The organism is Pseudomonas sp. ADAK2 TE3594, assembly GCF_053628675.1.
The window spans coordinates 2,566,298-2,586,839 of the sequence record NZ_JBRJGV010000001.1 but is presented as its reverse complement, the minus strand read 5'-3'; the positions used below and the strand labels follow the sequence as shown (position 1 = coordinate 2,586,839).

The window sequence follows — 20,542 nt, the reverse complement described above, 5'->3', positions numbered from 1 at the left end:
ACCTGTGGAACCGAACGTCCTGTTCGGAGCCATAACTGATCTGCAATGAATCAAATAGTAACGGGTCGTTCAGTTGTCAATATTGACCCCAGTATAGGTAACCAGCGTTTTTCGCCATCCGGCATGCACCGGGGCATGGCACCGTTGGACACCAGACAGTCACCTCTCAACACTTCCGCACGCCCGGCCAATACCGAACAATCCCCCCATCTTGCAACGCAAAACAAAGAAAGGAATGGATTGTATGAAGTCGCTTGGTCGTATTGCGTTGGTCACGGGTGGTATGGGTGGGATTGGTACTGCGATAAGCCAACGGCTGTACAAGGAAGGATTCAAGGTCATCGTCGGCTGCAGCTCGGATTCCGCCCGCAAGAACGAATGGATAGCCACTCAACTGGCTGCGGGTTATGAGTTCGAGTGCATCTTCGGCGACATCACCGATTGGGAATCGACCCGCAAGGCCTTCGAGATGGCACGAGAGCAATTTGGCCCGATCGATGTGCTGGTCAATAACGCCGGCATCACTCGGGATGCCTCCTTTCGCAAGCTCACTCCAGAAGACTGGAACGCGGTGATCGGGACCAACCTCAGCGGCCTGTTCAACACCACCAAACAGGTGATTGAAGGCATGTTGGCCAAGGGCTGGGGAAGGGTCATCAACATTTCGTCGATCAACGGTCAGCGCGGCCAGTTCGGCCAGACCAATTACAGCGCGGCCAAAGCCGGCATCCATGGCTTCACCATGGCACTGGCCCGGGAAGTCTCGGGCAAGGGCGTGACCGTCAATACCGTATCCCCCGGCTACATCCAGACCAGCATGACCGCGGCCATCCGCCCGGACATTCTCGACACCATGATCGCTGCCACACCGGTGGGGCGCCTTGGTCAGCCCGAAGAAATCGCCTCGATCGTCGCCTGGCTGGCGTCCGATGAATCGGCCTACAGCACCGGTGCCGACTTCTCGGTCAATGGCGGCATGAACATGCAGTAAGCCTGTCAGGGCATGGATGCCCTGCTCCCGCTCGACAGAATCCTAATGAGGTCATGCATGAACGAAGTCGTAATCGTTGCCGCTACTCGTACCGCCATTGGCAGTTTTCAAGGTTCACTGTCCGCCATTCCAGCCACCGAATTGGGCGCGGCGGTGATTCGTCGCCTGCTCGAACAGACCGGGATCGACGCTGCACAGATTGATGAAGTCATCCTCGGCCAGGTGCTGACTGCAGGCTCCGGGCAAAACCCGGCACGCCAGACCGCGATCAAGGCCGGCCTGCCCCATACCACCCCTGCCCTGACCCTGAACAAAGTCTGCGGTTCAGGCCTCAAGGCGGTCCAGCTTGCGGTTCAGGCGATCCGTTGCGGCGACGCCGAACTGGTGATTGCCGGTGGTCAGGAAAACATGAGCCTGGCGCCCTATGTTCTGCCCAAGGCGCGCACCGGTCTGCGCCTGGGTCATGCGCAACTGCAAGACAGCGTGATTCAGGATGGTTTGTGGGATGCCTTCAACGACTACCACATGGGCATCACTGCCGAGAATCTGGCGAATCAATACAGCATCAGTCGCGAAGATCAGGACGCCTTCGCCGCGGCCTCGCAACAGAAAGCCGCCGCGGCCATCGAGGCGGGTTACTTCAAGGGTGAAATCACCCCGATCCTGATTCCCCAGCGCAAGGGCGAGCCGCTGGTCTTTGACACCGATGAACAGCCACGTCCGGACAGCACGCTCCAGGCACTGGGCAACCTCAAACCCGCGTTCCAGAAAAACGGCAGCGTCACCGCGGGCAACTCGTCGACCCTCAATGACGGCGCCGCCGTGCTGATGCTGGCCAGCGCCGCCTTGGCCCTGGCCCTGGGCTTACCGGTACTTGCGCGCATCAAGGCCTATGCCAGCGCCGGGGTGGACCCGTCGATCATGGGCATCGGTCCGGTGCCCGCTACCCGTCTGGTCTTGACGAAAGCCGGCTGGAGCCTGGACGACCTGGACCTGATCGAAGCCAACGAAGCGTTCGCCGCGCAGTCACTGGCCGTCGGCAAGGAACTGGGCTGGGACATGAACAAGGTCAATGTCAACGGTGGCGCCATTGCCCTCGGGCATCCGATCGGCGCATCAGGCGCGCGGATTCTGGTGTCGCTGGTACATGAACTGATCCGTCGCGATGGCAAAAAAGGCCTGGCCACCTTGTGCATCGGTGGCGGCCAGGGCGTCAGCCTGGTCATCGAGCGTTAGAAACACAGGCTGAGTTGTCAGACGCGGCGCCGACGTCCGGCGCCGCGTCTTTTTCCGTCCGGTTTATTCATGTGGGCAAGGAGTTCCATGAACAACGCGCATACCTTAAACACACTCTGGTCGGGCCAGGTTCCGTTCATTGCGTCCTTTGCAGTGCAACAATTAAGGCTCTGGGTCAGCACCAATCCCTGGTTTACCGGGCAGGACTACAACGCCTGGTTCGAGCTGCCACGCGAAACCCTGGACAGCCTCCAATCGGACTATCAACAACAATGGTGTGAACTCGGCCAGCGTCTGTTGACCGGTCAGCCCTTCAGCTTCGAAGATCGGCGCTTCGCCAGCGGCAACTGGAGCCAGCCGCTGTTCGGTTCCCTCGCGGCGTTTTATCTGCTCAATGCCGGCTTTCTGCTGAAGCTGCTCGATCAGCTGCCGATCGACGGCAAGAAACCGCGTCAACGCTTGCTCTATCTGGCGGAGCAAGCCATCGCCGCCGGCGCGCCGAGCAATTTTCTGGCCAGTAACCCCGATGCGCTGCAACGGGTCGTTGACACCCAAGGAAGCAGCCTGCTCACAGGCCTGATGCACCTGGCCAGCGACCTGCAGGAAGGCAAGATGCGCCAGTGCGACGCCGGCGCGTTCAAAGTGGGTGTTGACCTGGCAAACACCCCCGGCGAAGTGGTCTTCGAGAACGAACTCTTCCAGCTCATCCAGTACTATCCGCAAAGCGAAACCCAGTACCGCCGCCCGGTATTTATCGTTCCGCCGTCAATCAACAAGTACTACATCCTCGACCTGCGCCCCGACAATTCGATGGTTCGCCACCTGCTGCTGCAAGGCCACCCGGTATTTCTGATGTCGTGGCGCAACTTCGACCAGGAACATGCCGGCACCACCTGGGATGACCTGATTGAAACCGGGATTATCAAAGGGCTGCAGCTGACCCGTGAAATCAGCGGCGAGCAACGGCCCAATTGCGTGGGATTCTGCATTGGGGGCACGTTATTGAGCTCGGCGCTGGCCGTATTGGCGGCCCGTGGCGACAAAGAGATCGCCAGCGTGAGCCTGCTGACCACCTTCCTCGACTACCTCGATACCGGCCCCATCGACATCTTCGTCGACGAGCAATTGGTGGCTTATCGCGAGCGCACCATCGGCGGCCTCAACGGCCCCATCGGCCTGTTCAAGGGCGAGGATATGGGCAATACATTCTCGCTGCTGCGCCCCAATGATTTGTGGTGGAACTACAACGTCGACAAATACCTCAAGGGGCAGAAATCGATACCCCTTGACCTGCTGTTCTGGAACAACGACAGCACCAACCTGCCCGGACCGATGTACTGCTGGTACCTGCGCCATACCTACCTGCAAAACGATCTGAAATCCGGCGAACTGGATTGCTGCGGGGTCAAGCTGGACCTGCGCGCCATTGACGCCCCGGCGTACATCCTTGCCACGCATGACGACCACATCGTGCCGTGGAAAAGCGCTTACGCCAGCACCGAGCTACTGTCTGGAACCAAGCGTTTCGTGCTCGGCGCTTCCGGGCATATCGCGGGGGTGATCAACCCGCCAGCCAAGGAAAAACGCCATTACTGGACCAATAATCGCGTCACCAAGAACCCTGAAACCTGGTTCAAGAATGCCCAGCAGCATCCGGGCAGCTGGTGGAGTGACTGGTTCGTCTGGCTGGCCGAACACGCCGGCGAACGCCAACCTTCAGTGCTGAGCACCGGGAACGCGCAACACCCGGCACTTGAGTCGGCACCGGGGCGTTATGTGATGCAATGAGAGGAGCCAGTCCGGGCAGCCAGGCTCAGGGGATGAACGTTTCAGAACGCCGGTTTACTGCTTTGTCCGCCCCGGAATGGCGATACGACTGGTCGTTTTGACTTCACGCAACGCAAGACTTGACTGGATAGAGGCGATACCGAGTTGTCGCCTCAATACGCTCTCGACGAAGTCACTGTAACTATCAAGATCCTGGGCCAGTACTTGCAAAAGGTAATCGGCATCCCCCGTGATCTTGTGGCAAGACAAGACCTCGGGGAGCTGCATGATGACGGCCTCAAAGGCTTCGGGAGTGTGGTCAGTGTGCGTGGCAAAGCGAATATGCACGAACGCCATAATATCCAGGCCCAGTTTTCGCCGATCCAGGTTGGCCTGGTAATCCTTGATCACCCCCTCCTCTTCCAGTCTCTTACGTCGCCGCCAGCATGGCGTCAGGCTTAGCGACAGCCGTTCACTCAACTCGGCGTTGGAAATGCTGGCGTCTTCCTGCAACAAGGCAAGGATGGAAAGGTCGGTATCGTCAAGCATTGCGCGATGAGTATTTTTTTTCTGCATGACGCCATCCAAGGGTAAATAATCCCGATTACGCTAGCAGAGCGAGAATGAAAAGCAAAGAAAGTGCATCCGAACCAGAACAAACTATTGGCACTGGACCACAATGACGGATGCGTTTTAATGCTTACAATTTTTAGCGATTCTCATCGACTGCACCATGGCACTGAACTAAAGGACGGCGTTCTCAAACCTTCCTTCGAACAGCCAAGCCGAGCGGATACCGTTCGCGACCGAGTCCTGCACGTCGGGCTCGGCGACATCATCGTCCCGCGAACGTTTGACCGGGCGTGCTACGTCAATGCACACAGCGAGCGCTATGTTTCCTTTCTGGAAAGCGCGTGGTCCGAATGGACGGCAACCGGACGGGAGCATGACGCCCTGCCCCTGGTCTGGCCGGTACGCGACTTGTCCAATGAACAAGTCCCCGCGTTCATTGATGGCAAACTCGGTTTCTTTGCCATGGATGCCGGCTCGCCGATCACCGCGACCACCTGGGATGCAGTCAAAACCAGCGCGGACATTGCACTCACCGGCCTATCGTTGATCAACGAAGGCCAAAACAGCGCCTTTGCCCTGTGCCGTCCACCCGGACACCATGCCGCTCGTGAATACATGGGAGGTTACTGCTACCTGAATAACGCGGCCATCGCCGCGCAACATGCACTGACCCAAGGTGCAAAACGTGTCGCGGTGCTGGACGTCGATTTCCATCATGGTAACGGAACGCAAAACATCTTCTATAAACGCAATGATGTGATGTTTGCCTCTCTGCATGGAGAGCCGTCGGTTTCTTATCCTTACTATTCAGGTTTCAGTTCCGAATGCGGTACAGGTGCCGGCGAAGGTTATAACCTGAATTATCCGTTGCCGAAAAATACCACGTGGCAGAGTTACCAGAACGCCCTGATGCATGCCTGTAAAAAACTTCGGAGCTTCTCGCCGGAGTTGCTAGTTATTTCCTTGGGCGTCGATACCTTCAAGGACGATCCGATCAGCCATTTTCTTCTGGAAAGTGATGACTTCTTTGGCATGGGTGAAATTATCGCCACTGTTGGCGCCCCTACGCTCTTCGTCATGGAAGGTGGATACATGGTCGATGAGATCGGTATCAATGCGGTCAACGTACTTCATGGATATGAGAGTAAACAATCCTGAATTTTGAAGACCGATATAACCCCCTCGACTTACAGTTCAGAGAGAACACATATGACTCTATTCATAGACGTTGATCATGCGGCGACGCTTTTTCGTAAAATCGGAATCGGTAATGCCATCAGGGAAATGGCGCTCTACATCAAAGCCGACTATTGCCGTTGGGCTGACTTTGATAAGTCCCCACGTACGGCCAATCACTCCGATTCCGGGGTCATCGAGTTGATGCCGACCGACGACGGCAAGCAATATTCATTCAAATATGTGAACGGCCATCCCGCCAATGCCAGCAACAATCTGCTGACAGTCATGGCCTTTGGTGTATTGGCGGACGTTGATAGCGGATACCCCACAGTCCTCAGCGAACTCACCCTGACCACCGCGGTTCGCACAGCGGCAACGTCGGCCCTGGTAGCCCAGTCCCTGGCACGCAAGGGTTCGACACGCATGGCCATTATCGGAAATGGCGCCCAGAGCGAATTCCAGGCCATTGCCTTTTATGAAATGCTCGGGATCAACGAGGTGCGGATATTCGATATCGACAGTGCGGCCTCATTGAAATTGAAACAAAACCTGGAAAGCTATACCGGCATCAATGTCACCGTAGCCTCCTCGGTGCATGAAGCCGTCAAAGGCGTCGATATCATCACCACCGTCACCGCGGACAAGGCCTACGCGACGATCTTGACGCCCGACATGATCGAGCCTGGCATGCACATCAACGCGGTTGGCGGTGACTGTCCCGGGAAAACCGAACTTCACGCCGATATCCTGCGCAACGCCCGGATCATTGTCGAGTTTGAACCGCAGACGCGCATTGAAGGCGACATTCAGCAACTGGACGCCGACTTTCCTGTCATCGAATATTTCCGCATCGTTCGGGATAACGAACCAGGCCGAGAAAATGACACGCAAGTCACGGTATTCGACTCGGTCGGGTTTGCGCTTGAAGACTTTTCTTCACTTCGTTATTTGCATGACCAAGCTGGCAAATACGCGAACGGTGAAAAAATCCATCTTGTTCCCACGCCAGTCAATATAAAAAACTTGTATCAGCTGATTGAGGATAACGCTAACTGATTAACCGCTATTGCAAGAGTGCTCACCCTGCAAGGCGCAATACATACAACAATAAAACACACGCACTATTTATCTGCCAAAACTCAAAAACATAAAATCAAGAGGTTTTGTGATGAAATCAGATATGCATGAAATAGCTGAACAACCCGCATTACAGCGCACGCTCAGCAATCGGCACATTCAACTAATGGCCATGGGCGGCGCCATTGGTACGGGGCTGTTCATGGGCTCCGGCAAGATCATTGCCCTGTCCGGCACCTCGATCATACTTATCTATATGATCATCGGTCTTTTTGTTTACTTCGTCATGCGTGCCATGGGAGAGCTGCTTTTATCTAACCTGAACTTCAAAAGCTTTGCTGACTTTGCCGGAGCCTACCTCGGCCCTCGTGCGGCCTTCTTTCTCGGTTGGTCATACTGGTTGAGCTGGAGCGTGGCCGTTGTGGGAGATGCAGTGGTCGTTGGCGGGTTCTTTCAATACTGGTTCCCTGATGTACCGGCCTGGATCCCCGCCATCGGCATGATGCTGACTCTGTTCGCCTTGAATGTGCTCACCGTCAAACTGTTCGGCGAGGTTGAATTCTGGTTCGCGATCATCAAGATAATCGCAGTTGTCGCGCTGATCTCCGTGAGTATGGTGCTGATTGCCAGTTCCTTCGTCTCGCCCACGGGAGTCACGGCTTCCCTGACGCACCTGCTGGACAAGCAGGCCGCCTTCCCCAACGGCCTGTTCGGCTTCTTCGCCGGCTTTCAGATGGCGATCTTCTCGTTCGCGGGCACGGAGTTAATTGGCACCGCGGCCGCCGAAACCAGGTCGCCCGAAAAGACGTTGCCCAAAGCCATCAATTCCATACCGCTCAGGATCATCCTTTTTTATGTTCTGTCCCTGGTCTGCATCATCGCGGTGACCTCGTGGCAGCAGGTATCGCCCAACAAAAGTCCCTTTGTCGAACTGTTCCTGATCGCGGGTTTTCCAGCGGCGGCCGGCATTGTCAACTTTGTGGTGCTGACCTCTGCGGCATCTTCCGCCAACAGCGGTGTGTTCTCGTCCAGCCGCATGTTGTTCGGCCTGGCCGACCTGGGTAACGCACCCGGTATTTTCAGACGGCTGTCGAAAAACAGCGTTCCGCTCATCAGCCTGGCCTTCACGACCTTTCTGATGCTGCTGGGGGTCCTGCTGCTGTTCATCATCCCTGAAGTCATGACCGCCTTTACCATCGTGTCGACGGTGTCAGCCATCCTGGTGATCTTTACCTGGTCGACCATCCTCGCGTCTTACATTGCTTATCGCAAAGCGAGGCCCGACCTGCATGCGCAATCGCGGTACAAAATGCCTGGGGGCGTGCCGATGGCGTGGTTCTCCCTTGCATTTCTCGCATTTGTGCTGTGCCTGCTGGCTCTTCGGCCAGACACCCGTCTTGCACTGTGCGTAATGCCTGCATGGTTTATTTGGTTGGCCATCGCCTACCAATTCTCACATTTCAGGAGCAGGAACCAGGCCGGCCTCACAGCCAGGCAGCATAGCTGAAGTCAGTGCATGGCCATGGATCGGCCATAGCGCAAACGACGGAAATCCGATCTGCACCCGCTATCAAATAACCGACCGGCTCCGTACTGGTTGTCCTTCTCAGCAGTCGGGGGGGCCGGCTCAGTTAATGGACAGGTTGCGCTGGCTGGCATCCTCGACGTTGATGTGGCTCAGGCGTCCCTGATGGTCGAACAGCATCCAGTCGGCGCCCAGGCAACGCACTTGCACATCCTGATGCGGCCATTGCAACGTGGCACAGAGGCGATCACTGCGGCGGTGAATGAATTGCCAGCAGGTGTCCTGGTCGGAGACGACGTAGCCGATCACCAGCCAGTGTTCGAACAGATACAGGTGTACCGGATTCTCCTCACCTTCAACGCAGCCGAGTAAACGGTAGCCCTTGCGATTGCCGCGCTGCTCCAGCACAAGAATTGGGTCGTCCTCTCTCTCGGACTTGAGCCGAAATTCAGTGACTTCACTGGATGCACTGAACAGCTGGGAGCCGTCCTCGTGAATTCTGCCGGGCATCGGCTCACGACTGACCAGCCGACGCTCAGGCAGGCGGTAATGCCAGATCTGATTGCCCTTTTGAGGATCGGATAACCACAGGTATTCGTTCTGCGGATCGTCCTTGAAATTCAGGATTCGTCCCGGCAAATCACTGACGTGCCACAGGGTTTCAAATCCGCGGTCAACGTCCACCACCCGCAGCTGCTGCCCGCGACCGATGCTCCAGGCCGTACCGTTGAACGATTTGGCGAACACGTCCAGCATCAGCACACCCAAATCCGTCGCGGTACGGTTGACCAGATCCAGTTTGCTGATTCGCCACACGTCATTGCGCCGGGCCAGAACCAGCGCCATCTGCCGGCTATGGGCCAGGACGATTGCCTGCGCGGGCACTGCAAAGTGGAAGAGCGTCTTGCCGGCAGCGTCGATCACCGCCGCCCCGGCCTCCCCCAAGGCCAACAAGTAACGGGAGTCGTCCAGCGGCACCGCATCGAAAATGGCCCGACTGCCCATCGCCGGTGCCGTCCACTCCAGGTCCGAACCGACGTTGTTTAGCGACAAGGCAGCGGATCGCGGCAGCGCCTGGCCTGGCAGGTCGGCCAACAGCAGTTTGTCCTTGCTCATTTTCACCAGTGCTTGCAGCGGATTAGAGCCCAACCGTCCATGCCCCCTGACCTGATCGGCGAGGATGGCGTGTACCGTGGCACCGGCCAGCCAGGCCAAAGCGCCCGCCTGGGCCTTGTGCTGCAATAACGCGTCGGCCAGAGCGGCGCGCTCGACGAAACGCTGGGGATCATCGCGCAGCTGTTCGATCCACGGTCCGTAAGCCAGTAAGGTATCGGGCAGTAAAATGGCCCGTTTGACCAGCGCGCCGATGGCCAATCGTCCGCCGGCGGCCTCGGCATTGAGCAACCATTGCGCGGCTCGTTCGCGCTCGGCGGGCAGGCTCCAGATAACCTCCACGGCTTGCAGCCAGAGACCTTTGCGGGTCAAGGCTTCGGCCCATTCCAGACGCAATCGGTCGGCACTCTCGGGCCATTTATCTTGAAGCATCACTACTGCGTCGGCAAAGGCATCATCACGACGGGCCACCAGCAGGGCACGCTGCCAGTTGTCGGCCAGGCACAACAGACGCACGATCACCGCGGGCGGCATATCCCATGCCAGAGCAAGTTCGGCCGCCTGCCCGTAGCGTCCGTGCTTTTCCAGGTAATCGAGGGATTCCTGGCGCACCTTGAGCAATTCGGCGAGGACAAACACCGCCTCTTCGACGCGCCCCTCGCGATCCAGCGCTTCAAACGTCTGTCGGTAGAGCTGCTTGAGTCGGGCCTCGAGACCTTCCTCGAACATTATCGAGCGACTGGGTCCCAGGTGATGATTGATCATCAGCTCCTGACGCCGTTGTGGCGTACCGAATGTCTGTTCACCGCTGCTCTGCTCACTGCCCAGCGGAATGGCATGGCGCAGGGCTTCTTCCAGGTCGCCGTTCTCGAACATCTCCAACATGCGCTGCATGTACGCGGCCTGATGTTTGCCATACAACGCGGACAGACGTGAATGGAGGGTCAGGCGCGTCAGCCAGCGACGCCAGGCGGCAGGCTTGTGTTTGACCGGTTTGGCACGCGGTGCGAGCGGCGGTTGGGCTGGAGATCGTGGCGCCGCAGTTTGCCCGGATGCTGCACCAGGCAAGAGGCTGCGCGCGCCCATCAACAACATCGTCAACAGCACCGCGCCGACCAACGTCCCCAGGAGCACAGTGCTGACATCAAATGACACGGCCGCTTCCGGCCTTGACGGCAGCGTGTGCACGCCTTGTTTTTTGTCGTGGGAACCCATCCAGGCCACGGCCGCCAACAATACAACGCTGACGCCGATTTTCAGCCAGGGCATTGATGGGCCTTCGTTGTTGCTCCAGCCACTGTTTCCTGGCGTGCTGGCTTGACGAGGTATATTTTTTGGCGCATTGCGCTGGCGTTCCAGCAGCGCCTGCATCACCCCTTCCCGCTCGGGGCTGACCGGCCGTAGCGCACCGCCGAGGATCTCCCGAACATCGGTTGCCACAGCCAAAGGCTCCAGCACCGGTTCCGGCAGTGTGCTGCGACAGTCATAGGAGTCCAGCAGCGTATAACCTTTAATGTCGATCCACCGGCCCGGTGCAAGTGGCTCGGCATCGCGCAATTGCAAGGCGCTGACGTGGCTGCCGCGCACCAGCCAGACATCGGCGGCGGGCAACTTGCGGATCTCCTGCGGAGTCAGTCGCGCGGAACTCAAGGCAGTGCCCAGGCGGATCAGCGGCCAGCCGACCAGTGCTTCGCATTGAACCGACACCGGTTGGCGAAAACGCAGCAAGTCGCCGTCGGCGAAACGGTAGGCGCTTGCACCGGTTTGCCATTGACCGAGGATCAAGCGCGCGCGCTCGAGCTCGTTAAAGCGCTCGCACGAAAACCACAGCCCTTCAATCTGTTGATGACCGGTCAGCACCGGACGGCGAATCAATGCTGCGTCAGGCTCAAGCATCGGCGCCTTCCTTGTGTTTATCCGGGATCTGGTTACAGAACACTTGCAGGCGCAAAGTGCGCAGGGGAACCGAGTACACGAGCAACTCTCGGGCGCTGGTCAAGGCAGCGACCAGGCCACTCAGGGGGCAGAAACTGACCTTGGTTATGGCATGGGACGTCGTAAACAAGACATCCTGTTCCCCGTCGCAATACAGGGCGATGGATTGCTGATTGGGGCTGAGCAAAACCAGGGAATAGCGCTCGTTGCCCTCTTGCAGCAGACCCAGCCCCTTCCAGCCTGGCGTCAGATCAATGCGCTCTATCTCATGCGGGGAACCCTTGGCCGAAATCACGCGCCAGCGCTCGCTGCCATTATCGACAGTCAGCATTGCACAACCGCCGAAAGACCCACGCCACAGGGGACTGGCGGCAAACAGCACCTGACTCACGCCGTCGGCGATGCCAATCACATGGGCAGGTGATACGGTTCCGTCGGCTCGGACGGAGTGGGTATGCAACCGGTTTCCCTCCTTGCGCACATAGACCACCGCCTCCCTGTCGACCTTGGCCAGGCTCAGCACCCCCTGCGCCAAGCTGTGGGTTTGCCCGGTCTTCGGTCGCGCGGGAGACTTACCGGTTTCCGCCACCCAGAAAGCCAGGTGCCCTTGGGTATCCAGCAGAAACAGGCGACCTGTCACGCTGTTGCGCAACCAGGCCACGGGCAGGAACGTGGCCGTGCCAGGCGGGAGCTTCAACTCTTCGGGGCCAGGCTTCTCGACGGACTTCAGCCCGGCCATGTTCCAGAATGACAACAGCCACTGGTCGCTCAAGACCGCACCAAGGGTTTTGCTCATGAAGGTGACGGTCAGTGGAATCCGTCCCGCACTCCAGAGGTGGCGGCGAATCTCCAGAGGCTTTTTCTGATGGGCCGCTGGCAGCTTGATCACTACCATGCCGGGCTCGTCGAGCATTTTCATTGCAACATGGGTGCCCGCGCTGGCAATGACTGGCAGCAAGGTCAGGGAGACGCGCGGCACACTGCCTTTAAGGGGTGGAGCGACCACCCTCTCGCCGTCGAATTGACCTTTGAGCAACTGCAAGGCCAAACGCTCCTCGGGCATCGGCAGCGACACACGCCGGGTAGTCGCTGCCTGCAATTCAAAGGACAGGTTCTGCCCATCAAGGCTGCGGTGCACCTGAACCCGGTGGGAGCAGGATTGACGGTCAGTGACGGGCAAGCGTTGACCGACCAACCAGCATTCTCCAGCCTTCGGTTGCTGTTGCGCCAGCCAATTGCGCCAGGCTTGCCAGTGTTCATCGTCCACCGGCTGCCAAGTGCGTTCGTTGAGCAGACGCTTGAGTTGTGCCGGGGTGTCGAATTCGTGCAGTCCAGGCGTGTTCTGCAAAATGCCCCAGCGCAACTCGGCACCGGTCTCCCGGGCGCGTCGTGCGAGCAACATCAACAGCGCGAGGTGAACCAGGCGCGCGGCGCCGAGTTGCAAAGGGCCAGCATCCAGCAAGACGACGATCAAGCGGTTTGCCTGGTGGGTGCGATACTGCGGCGCAAGGAACATATGCTCGCCCACCGCTGCCCGGCGCATGAACTCGTCGGGTACCTCGTCCGCCAGTAGCCATTCGCTGGACAACAGCCGTTCATAAGGGCCACGACGTTGCAGGTCACCCAGGCCATCGGGCTCGGGGATGCCACCCTGTTGCTGACCGCGCAACGGGCCCAACACCGGATTGAGTCGGCCCAGCAGATCGGCGAACAGTGGCAATTGCTCAGGGGCAAACCATTCCAGCCATTGCCGCCAGGGTTGTAGGGAAACTGGTAATTGCATCAGCGTTCCGCCCAATAGGCGTCGATCCGCTGCAGATGTTGCGAGGTCACCGGCAGTTGTCGATCAAGGGGAATCACCGCCGGAGGATCGCGCCACAATAACAGCGGTGATCGAGCAAACGTCGTCGACAACGCCTGTCCCAGCAGATCGGTCGGCACGTTGGGTTCCCAACTCGTGGACAGCCACAACCCAGGCGCGCGCTCATCCGCCACGGCGTATTCAACACCGTCGACCCATGGCAGATCGTCGGCGACACCCGACACGACCAACACGTCGCGATTGGCCGTGACTTGCAGGCGTGCGACCTGTTCCTCGGGGATCAGCAACAGCCGCGCATGCAGGCGCCGTGCGGCTTCCCCCCAAGCCACGGCGGCCTGCGGTTCGGCAGGCACGCGTCGAGGCTGCCACGTCCAATCCATCGCATGGGGGCTCATACAACGGGCGTCAACAGACGGGTCATTTGCCCTCGTACCTCTTGCAACCGCGCCGGTATCGTCTGGCTGTTGAAGTTGGCATCGATCTCGCGAAGCAAACCCTCCAACAAGGGCGTTGCCGGCGGTTCGCTACGGGCCAGGTATTCTTCGGCCGTTTCCAGCAGACGATTGAACCGCGACATCGGCTGCAAGGTCGCCTCCTCCACGGCACTGAACAAATGGCTGTTGCAGGACTGCGCAAAGAGATCTCGCAGCACCTCGCGGCCATGTTGCTGGGTTTCTTTGGTCGGCAACACATACAACAGCGGCCACAGATCGGCTTCACTGGCCTCGATACGCCCACCGAGCAACGCCGCGGCTGCGATCAACCGCTGGGATTTGACGATGCGTCGGTCCGACAACGGGATCCCGGCCTCACGCAGGCGGCGGATGGCCTGGGCCAATGCCGGGCGAACCAGGGTGAGGTCGACATCCTTAAGCGCCTGCCCTAGGGCATCCAACTGACTCAAGCCCAGCAATCGCTGGATCGGCCGCTGTTCGGACTGCCAACCACCGGCGAGCATTGCTTCGAGCTGATTGTCCGGCACCGATTCGACAAACAAGTGCAGCAGGAAGCGGTCACCGAATGCCCCCAGGGCTTCGTCGTCGGGCAGGCCGTTGGCCGCCCCGACGCATACCCGCAGCGGGCACTGGATCTGCGTGTGGCCGCGACGGAAACGACGTTCGTTGAGCACGCCCAACAGGGTATTGAGGATGGCCGTCGATCCCAGGAAGACCTCGTCGAGAAACACGATATCGGCTTCCGGCAACATGCCGCTGACATCGGTTTCCACTGTCCCTTCGCGCAATTTTTTCAGGTCAACCGCGCCGAACAGCTCCGACGGCTCGGTAAAGCGGCCCAGCAAGTACTCGAAATAGCGTCCGCCCATGGATTGCGCCACCCGCCGCACCACCGCACTTTTGGCGGTGCCTGGCGGGCCGATTACCAGGATGTGCTCCTGCGCGACGGCAGCCAGGACAATCAGCTCGGCCAACTGCTCGCGCCCCACCAGGCCCTCGGTGGCGATGCGAACGGCCTGACGGATTTGCGCGGCGGCACTCTGCAATGAAGCGATCATGGGGCTCTTCCCTGAAAAATTGAAGACGTGGATGTTGCGTGACTGAAAGGATCTATCCAAGTCAACCGCATGCGTCGTGTGTTTGCTGAACAGGTGCTCACAGCGTCTGCAATGCCTGGTTTGGGTCGATCGCATCGCTGGGTGACGGGCCTGTATCGGCAAGATACGGTCGTTCATTAGCCTTGTACTTCTCAAAGAATGATCCATTACCCACCAAAACCTGCACGCAAAAACCTGCACGCAAAAAAAAGTCCCGTGACCGAATGAGGCACGGGACAAAAAATTGGTTGGTTGCGGCCAACCAAAGGAGCATTTTTAAAAGCAGTTACCGGTTACAGGCATTCCTGCGCGGCACGTTCGAAACTCGAAGGCATGAAGTTCGATGCCAGCAGGTGGCGCTCGTACAAAAACACCTTGCCGCCATTCGGGGCCTTGTAGGCTTCGAGAACGTTGTCTGCCGAGACTTTGCTCGGCACCACGATCCGGTAGCTGCGCTGGGTTTGCGAGACCGTCGGGTTCAGTGCGCTGCCCTGCAACTTCGGTATCACGCAGTCGGCGTACTCGGCAGGCGTTTTTTTCGTCTGCAAGGTCAGCGTCGGGTCGTTCGGCGCGGAGGCGCAACCGGCCAGCAGCAAGGAGGCGAAAGCCATGACAGGAACAAATAAAGGGCGCATCGGTGAAGTCCTGAAAATAAAAAGTCTGGTTCATTGAGCAGCGTCTTCGATGGAGGCGATTTTCCACCTTTGCCCAACAAACCAGAACTTGCGTTTCTTGATTGTCACTATTACTTGAACCGATAGTTGCGCCAGGCTATCGCGGGTCAGCTCTTGATGGTTTCAGGAAGCTTGGCGATCACCTTGATCTCGAACTCAAAGCCATACAGCCACGTGACCCCGACGGCGGTTAACGTCGGGTGCGGTGAGTTACCCCAGAACTCCGGCACAACCTTCCAGATCGTTTCGAACTTCTCTTGCGGATCGACGATGAAGACCGTTATGTCAATCACGTCGTCGAAGGTGCAACCGGCAGATCCCAGTATCGCGTTCAGATTGTTAAACGCGAGCCGAACCTGGGTCTCCAGGTCGGGCTCGGGTGAGCCGTCTTCGGTACTACCGACTTGACCCGAAACGAATAAAAAGCCATTGGACCGGATAGCCGGCGAATAGCGATTGCGCTCATAAAGCGCTTGGCGTCCGGGCGGAAAAACAACATCACGCTTGCTCATAAAGTGCCTCCTTCAACGGATCAAAGCCGACCCGCAATTAATGATGAAAGAGACTTTAAGGACTTGTGCCTGCCCGATAAACGAGCAACTGTAGCCATCACTGTTTGTAAAACCCAAACAATCCAATAGATATCCGGGGCAGAAATGGACCGTTTCGATGCGATGCTGGCATTTGCTCGGGTGGTGGAAACGGGCAGCTTCACCAAGGCGGCCGAAACACTGCATATGAGCAAGACGACTGTGACGCAACTGGTTCAGCAGTTGGAGGCCCGGTTACGCGTCAAATTACTCAACCGCACGACGCGCAAGGTCAACGTAACAGCCGATGGCGCCGTCTATTACGAGCGCGTCGTACGTTTGCTAGCCGACATGGACGATGCCGAGACTAGCCTGTCCAGCGCCTCGGCCCTGCCCCGGGGCCGGCTGCGAGTGGATGTGCCCAGCCCGTTGGCCAGCATGATTCTGGTGCCGGCGTTGCCTGCGTTTCATGCTCGATACCCTGACATCCAGATTGACATGGGCGTCAGCGATCGCATCGTGGACATGATCGGTGAGCATGTCGATTGCGTTGTGCGCGGTGGCGAACTAACCGATCAGTCTCTGATGGCCCGGCGGGTAGGCGAGCTCCAGCTTGGAGTTTATGCGGCACCGAGCTACCTGGAGCGCCTCGGTACACCGTCGCATCCGCAAGAGCTGGAAGATTCGCATCATCGTGTCGTCGGTTTCCTGTGGGCACGCACAGGCAAAGCCGTGCCTTATGCCATGCGCAGCAACAGCGAGAGCGTCCATATCAAGGGGCGCTACGTGCTGGCGGTCGACGATGGCAATGCCTACATCGCGGCCGGGCTGGCCGGCCTCGGAATTCTTTGGCTGCCAGACTACATGTCCAAGCCATACGAAGCGCGCGGCGAGTTGGTCCGCTTGTTCGAAGATTGGCGCCTCGATCCGATGCCGATCTACGTGGCCTTTCCGCCGAACCGGCATATCAGCTTCAAGTTGCGCGTATTCATTGATTGGGTCGCTGAGCTGATGGCACAGCATGCGCCTGTCACGGACCGGCATGATTCGTGAGGCGACAGGAATCTGACCCGGATAAAACCAAGCCCCGCCAAAAGCGGGGCTTGGTGTACTTCACTCGGCATCAGGGTTTACGCCCGCCGCCGGGATATTGCCCTCCTCCTTTTTTGCCTGCATCAGATGATTTCTCTCTGTCTTCGACAAAGTTGCCTGGGCGTCCTCCTCCCTGTCCGCTGCCAGAACGATTGGTATCACTGGATTGACGGCCCCCTGAGGCCTGTCCACCTTTTTTGCCGGCTTCGGAGGTGCGTTGCGGATCGTTCATCATACCGCCGCCCGACTCCCCGCCTTTTCTACCGGCTTCGTTGGCTTTTCCAGGGTCATTGGCAAAATTGCCTGGGTTCTTGTTTCCGGTGTTAGCCATTTCCGTTCTCCTCATTGTTATTCACGAGCCTTCGTCATCGGCTCGTCTAATTCCGAGGTTTTCTGCGATTGAAAGTTTGAACTGATCTGCCGTTCTTGCGACAAGCGGATCGGGATGATTAGTTCCAGAAAACTCCGGATGTGGCGACTAATGGGAGTGAGTAAAACGAGTATAAAAATGAGTTCCGGTTATACAAATTGATGAAAGAAAAGCGCGTTGAGGTCTGGCATCATTCAAGCAGTTACGCTGAACTGTCAGCTCTCTAATTTATCCTGTGTGGAGGTACGTCGATGACCGAGCACATCGTCCACTTTCATTGCCAGATTGATCAGGCCACGATGGAACGCTTCAGGGACTGCTGCCTCGACGCCATCGACCAGGGCGCCTCCTCCTTACTGCTGAATCTCTCCACCAGCGGCGGCAGCACCAATTTTGGTTTCGCCCTCTACACCTTCCTTAAATCCCTGCCGGTGCCGCTGTGCGCGATCAATGCCGGCAACATCGAGTCGATGGGCATCATCATGTACCTGGCCGCCGGCCGACGGATCACCGCGCCCCATTCGCGGTTTCTGATTCACCCCATGAATTGGTACTTCAGCCAAAGTTCGGTCGACCATCAACGGCTGCGCGAATACCTCTCAAGCCTGGATAACGACCTCGCGCGCTATGTGCAAATCTTTGCCCTGGAAACCGCCCACGCGGATACCAAACTGGACATTTTCCATTGCCTTTCAGCGGAAGAAAAAGTAATCGCGGCGCATGAATCCCTGGCCTACGGAATCGCCCACGAAATGCATCAGATGGTGTTTGCCGATAACGTCAAACACTGGAAAATCAGTGGCGGCTGACGCATGCCCCAGATGGCTCCGATACCGATAAACCGGGCTCGACGGGACGTCTGTGCATCAGACCTCCCGCCTTGCCCTGATACCTGTCAAGAAGTCCCCAAGCCACGCGACAGATCGGCCGAGGTTTCGGACGCGGTCTTGCGCATCTCGCCCGTTTCTCCCGCGATTGACGCATGGGGCTCCGTGGTTTCCATCACCTTTTCGCGCACCGCCTCATAGCCCTCCCGTGCTTGCTGTTTGACCTTGCCGGTGAGGCTTGCGCTGGTCCTGCCCAGATAGCGGCGTTCCGTCGCGGTGGTCGGTAGCGCTGCGCCCAGTAACGCTCCCACCGCTATACCGACCGCAGCCATCATCAGTGGCTGCTCCTTGAGCAGGTGACTGAACTGGTCGCCCATTTCATGAGTCCTGCGCGCCAGGCGATCACTGGTGTCATGGACGGCGTGACTGAGGTGATCGGTCTTCGCATGCAGGCTATCGCTCAGGTTCGCGGCCTTACCCTTGACCGCCTGATAGCTGTCCTTGAGCGAATCCGTGGTGTTGTGCAGACGCTGTCGGGCGCTGTCCATGCCATCGGCGAGCCCTTCGGCCAAGTCATCAGCCCAGTCGACATCCGGCTCGACGCGATATTCCCGGGGCGTTGGCGGGCGATTCTGGCTCATCATCAACCACATCAACCCGACCGAGGTCAGCACCGCGGGCACGGGGTTGTTGCGCACACTGGTGCCCAGGTTGGTCAGGAAGGTCGAGCCGTTGCTTTGCATCAGCAGCAGCGCCTGATCGAACATCTGGCCAGGGGTAAACTTGCTTTCCAGCGCGTCGACGATATGCCCGATGTTCTCCCGTTGCGCATCGATTTCACGCTCGATGGTTTCCGGGCTCTTGGCCGCTTCGGTTTCGAATTCTCGGTTCATGACACTTTCCTCCGCAGGGCTTCCTGGTCTTTATTCAGCGCGTCCAGGGTGCGATCAGGCTTGAAGTGGGAAGGCTCGAATTGTTTTTTGCCTGCCTGCAGCATCACGAACCCGATGACCATCGCCACCACGCCGACAATCAGCGCGGCCAGCCAGGGCGCCATCACCATGCTCAAGGCGTAGACGATCGCCATCAGCACAATGATGAACCCGGCGAGCAGCACAATGGCGCCGCCGGCGACCCCGGCAATCCCTGCTTTCAACGTCGTCAGGCTGGCCTGCAATTCCACCTTGGCCAACGCCAGCTCCTTGGTGAATAACGCCGGTACTTCCCGAGTTAACTGCCGCAATAAACCGACCACGGAAGCGTCATGATCAACCGTCGTGACAGACGGTGCGACGGGTGGTGTGGGTTGCAGTTCTGGATCGTTTCTGTTCATCACCGTTCTCCTGTGAAGGGGCTGGACCCCGGCATTGAGGAACTATCGCCACGATGGTCGGGCGCGCTTGGCGTGGACGGCGTGATGCTGGAGGCCAACCTGGGCGACAGCTCGCCTCCGGGCGGCATCGAAGTTTCATAAAGTCCTTGCGAGCCATCGCCAGTGAACGTGGCTGTGCTGCTCTGGGCAGCGAACTCACGGTCGGTTGTTGTCGCCGTGCCCGCTTTCAGGAATCGCGACAAACCAAACCCCACCGCGATACTGCCGACAATGAACAGCCCCGGATTGTCACGTGCCAGGTCAGCGCCATCGTGCAAAAGCTCTTCAGCACTTTTGCGGCGCAGTTTTCCCGCCAGGCTGCTCATGCTGTCGGCCATGTCCGCCAGGTAGTCGGACATCCCGAACGTATCGTTCGTCCTGATCTCGGAAACGACTGACTGGGCGCCTCTGGCCAATGCTTCAATCTGATCCGCTGCGGTATCGCGGTATTGGCCGAATTGCTCATCGGCCTGATGCCGCGCACCGCCTATCGCTTCGGTAACCTCCTCCTTTAAATGCTGAAAGTTTTGTTCGGAGCCTGCGGGATCCCGAGGGGCATCCGGTTGTCCGGTCCTGCTGTCTGGAATAGTCATGTCATCCCTCGCCTTCGTAATGAACACGTCAGGAAGTGGCCGCGGTGTGCCCGCGGTGGTGCTTCATTGCAGATGACGAGGGGGGCTTGCGGGGAGTTCCAAGCAGATGATGAAGTGATAAAAAGCGCATTGCGGAACCGGGCACCCAATACACTGGCAAAGATTACCAGGAGAACTACAGCTTCTGGCAAAACGGCAACGTGATCTGTTTCCAGAAGCCAGGCTCAGGGGTAATGAGTTGTACCGCCGAGCCGGTCGGCTGATTACTCTGGCGCAAGAACGAGATACACAGTCGTTATTTGCCACCGGGACAT

Annotated in this window: 19 protein-coding genes; 8 read left to right on the top strand and 11 right to left on the bottom strand. The window is 58.3% G+C overall.

Annotation, left to right across the window (positions count from 1 at the left end; translation table 11 throughout):
• Positions 1-244 precede the first annotated feature (244 nt).
• The 3 genes from phbB to phaC all read left to right on the top strand — a co-directional run bounded on the left by phbB (position 245) and on the right by phaC (position 4,015).
• On the top strand, positions 245-991 hold the full coding sequence (gene phbB, locus AB7M22_RS11715; RefSeq protein ID WP_192344645.1) for an acetoacetyl-CoA reductase: 747 nt from the start codon (positions 245-247) through the stop codon (positions 989-991).
• A gap of 57 nt (positions 992-1,048) precedes the next feature.
• Positions 1,049-2,227 carry an acetyl-CoA C-acetyltransferase gene (locus tag AB7M22_RS11710; RefSeq protein ID WP_454186398.1) on the top strand — a complete coding sequence of 393 codons (1,179 nt, stop codon included), beginning with the start codon at positions 1,049-1,051 and terminating at the stop codon, positions 2,225-2,227.
• Between the two features lie 87 nt (positions 2,228-2,314).
• On the top strand, positions 2,315-4,015 hold the full coding sequence (gene phaC, locus AB7M22_RS11705) for a class I poly(R)-hydroxyalkanoic acid synthase (RefSeq protein WP_454186397.1): 1,701 nt from the start codon (positions 2,315-2,317) through the stop codon (positions 4,013-4,015).
• Positions 4,016-4,069: 54 nt separating this feature from the next.
• Here phaC and AB7M22_RS11700 read toward each other — a convergent pair whose 3' ends face one another.
• Positions 4,070-4,570 carry an Lrp/AsnC family transcriptional regulator gene (locus AB7M22_RS11700; RefSeq protein WP_008013211.1) on the bottom strand — a complete coding sequence of 167 codons (501 nt, stop codon included), beginning with the start codon at positions 4,568-4,570 and terminating at the stop codon, positions 4,070-4,072.
• 120 nt (positions 4,571-4,690) lie between these two features.
• Here AB7M22_RS11700 and AB7M22_RS11695 point away from each other — a divergent pair, with 120 nt between their 5' ends.
• The 3 genes from AB7M22_RS11695 (at position 4,691) to AB7M22_RS11685 (ending at position 8,330) form a co-directional block, all read left to right on the top strand.
• The gene (locus AB7M22_RS11695) at positions 4,691-5,725 is read left to right on the top strand and encodes a histone deacetylase family protein (RefSeq protein WP_454186396.1); all 1,035 of its coding nucleotides are present in this window, start codon (positions 4,691-4,693) and stop codon (positions 5,723-5,725) included.
• Positions 5,726-5,776: 51 nt separating this feature from the next.
• Complete coding sequence (locus AB7M22_RS11690; protein WP_454186395.1) at positions 5,777-6,802, top strand: ornithine cyclodeaminase; 1,026 nt, start codon at positions 5,777-5,779, stop codon at positions 6,800-6,802.
• Between the two features lie 112 nt (positions 6,803-6,914).
• The gene (locus tag AB7M22_RS11685) at positions 6,915-8,330 is read left to right on the top strand and encodes an amino acid permease (protein WP_454186394.1); all 1,416 of its coding nucleotides are present in this window, start codon (positions 6,915-6,917) and stop codon (positions 8,328-8,330) included.
• A 120-nt stretch (positions 8,331-8,450) separates the two neighbouring features.
• Here AB7M22_RS11685 and AB7M22_RS11680 read toward each other — a convergent pair whose 3' ends face one another.
• The 6 genes from AB7M22_RS11680 to AB7M22_RS11655 form a co-directional block, all read right to left on the bottom strand.
• Positions 8,451-11,357, bottom strand: coding sequence for a bpX6 domain-containing protein (locus AB7M22_RS11680; protein ID WP_454186393.1), 2,907 nt, complete (start codon positions 11,355-11,357; stop codon positions 8,451-8,453).
• Positions 11,350-13,179 (bottom strand): hypothetical protein, encoded by a 1,830-nt coding sequence (locus AB7M22_RS11675; protein WP_454186392.1) that lies wholly within the window; start codon positions 13,177-13,179, stop codon positions 11,350-11,352. Before AB7M22_RS11675 ends, AB7M22_RS11680 begins: the two co-directional genes overlap by 8 nt.
• Complete coding sequence (locus tag AB7M22_RS11670) at positions 13,179-13,598, bottom strand: bpX5 domain-containing protein (RefSeq protein WP_454186391.1); 420 nt, start codon at positions 13,596-13,598, stop codon at positions 13,179-13,181. The genes AB7M22_RS11675 and AB7M22_RS11670 overlap by 1 nt, the downstream gene beginning before the upstream one ends.
• 11 nt (positions 13,599-13,609) lie before the next feature.
• Complete coding sequence (locus AB7M22_RS11665) at positions 13,610-14,731, bottom strand: AAA family ATPase (protein ID WP_454186390.1); 1,122 nt, start codon at positions 14,729-14,731, stop codon at positions 13,610-13,612.
• A gap of 332 nt (positions 14,732-15,063) precedes the next feature.
• The gene (locus tag AB7M22_RS11660; RefSeq protein ID WP_454186389.1) at positions 15,064-15,405 is read right to left on the bottom strand and encodes a hypothetical protein; all 342 of its coding nucleotides are present in this window, start codon (positions 15,403-15,405) and stop codon (positions 15,064-15,066) included.
• 146 nt (positions 15,406-15,551) lie between these two features.
• Complete coding sequence (locus tag AB7M22_RS11655) at positions 15,552-15,956, bottom strand: RidA family protein (RefSeq protein ID WP_454186388.1); 405 nt, start codon at positions 15,954-15,956, stop codon at positions 15,552-15,554.
• Positions 15,957-16,100: 144 nt separating this feature from the next.
• Between AB7M22_RS11655 and AB7M22_RS11650 the strand changes: the two genes are divergently transcribed.
• Positions 16,101-17,027, top strand: coding sequence for a LysR substrate-binding domain-containing protein (locus AB7M22_RS11650; protein ID WP_454186387.1), 927 nt, complete (start codon positions 16,101-16,103; stop codon positions 17,025-17,027).
• 70 nt (positions 17,028-17,097) lie between these two features.
• Here the strand turns inward: AB7M22_RS11650 and AB7M22_RS11645 are convergent, their stop codons facing one another.
• Positions 17,098-17,397, bottom strand: a complete 300-nt coding sequence (locus AB7M22_RS11645; protein WP_454186386.1) for a general stress protein — start codon at positions 17,395-17,397, stop codon at positions 17,098-17,100.
• Between the two features lie 290 nt (positions 17,398-17,687).
• Here AB7M22_RS11645 and AB7M22_RS11640 point away from each other — a divergent pair, with 290 nt between their 5' ends.
• Positions 17,688-18,245 (top strand): ATP-dependent Clp protease proteolytic subunit, encoded by a 558-nt coding sequence (locus AB7M22_RS11640; RefSeq protein WP_454186385.1) that lies wholly within the window; start codon positions 17,688-17,690, stop codon positions 18,243-18,245.
• A gap of 86 nt (positions 18,246-18,331) precedes the next feature.
• On the opposite strand, the gene AB7M22_RS11635 is transcribed toward AB7M22_RS11640, so the two are convergent.
• The 3 genes from AB7M22_RS11635 to AB7M22_RS11625 are packed head-to-tail and all read right to left on the bottom strand — an operon-like array spanning position 18,332 to position 20,228.
• Positions 18,332-19,156 (bottom strand): DUF3618 domain-containing protein, encoded by an 825-nt coding sequence (locus tag AB7M22_RS11635; protein WP_454186384.1) that lies wholly within the window; start codon positions 19,154-19,156, stop codon positions 18,332-18,334.
• Positions 19,153-19,596: a phage holin family protein gene (locus AB7M22_RS11630; protein ID WP_454186383.1), complete on the bottom strand. Its 444-nt coding sequence runs from the start codon at positions 19,594-19,596 to the stop codon at positions 19,153-19,155. Before AB7M22_RS11630 ends, AB7M22_RS11635 begins: the two co-directional genes overlap by 4 nt.
• A complete protein-coding gene (locus AB7M22_RS11625; protein WP_454186382.1) occupies positions 19,596-20,228 on the bottom strand; it encodes a hypothetical protein in 633 nt (210 codons plus the stop codon). Before AB7M22_RS11625 ends, AB7M22_RS11630 begins: the two co-directional genes overlap by 1 nt.
• Positions 20,229-20,542 lie beyond the last annotated feature (314 nt).